The 653-nt window shown below is 66.0% G+C and carries 1 pseudogene; it reads left to right on the top strand.

Annotation, left to right across the window (positions count from 1 at the left end):
• Positions 1-653: pseudogene (locus tag A5698_RS13495) on the top strand (dihydrodipicolinate reductase); the annotation flags it as partial.

Genomic DNA, 653 nt, shown 5'->3' with positions numbered 1-653 from the left:
GGTCTGGGGGACGGGCGGCGTCGGGTCGATCGCGATCGATGCGATCCGGAGCAGGCCCGACCTCGAACTGGTCGGGGCGTGGGTGCACTCCGAGGAGAAAGTCGGCAAGGACGCGGGTGAACTCGCCAACGGGCAGCCGATCGGGGTGGCCGCCACCACCGATGCGGATGCGCTGATCGGGCTCAAACCCGATTGTGTCATCTATTCGGCCAGCGGGCCGGAACGTGATGCGCTGGCCGTCCCGGACTATGTGAGGCTGCTCAGCGCAGGGATAAACGTGGTGACCACCAGCACCACCCGCCTGGTCAACCCCCACGCCTACGAACCGGTCGAGTGGCGCGACCAGTTGTCCGCGGCCGCCAAGGAGGGCCAGGTCTCGTTGTACGCCTCGGGGATCGAGCCGGGCTTCGTCGCCGACTACCTACCGCTGGTGCTGAGCACACAGTCGTCGCAGATCGAGAAGATCCACGCCTACGAGATAGGCCTGTACGACGACTACGGTGTTTCCGACATCATGAGCGACGCTTTGGGATTCGGCCGACCGCTCGACTACCAGCCGTGGATCTCATTTCCCGGGGCGATCGCCGGCGAATGGCAAGGCCAGATCCGCATGGTCGCCGAGGCCCTCGGCGTCGAGATCCAAGAGGTCCGCG

Origin of the sequence: Mycobacterium sp. E136, from assembly GCF_001666865.1 — a bacterium.
Taxonomy (GTDB): Bacteria; Actinomycetota; Actinomycetes; order Mycobacteriales; family Mycobacteriaceae; genus Mycobacterium.
This window is presented reverse-complemented; position numbering and strand designations above follow the sequence as displayed.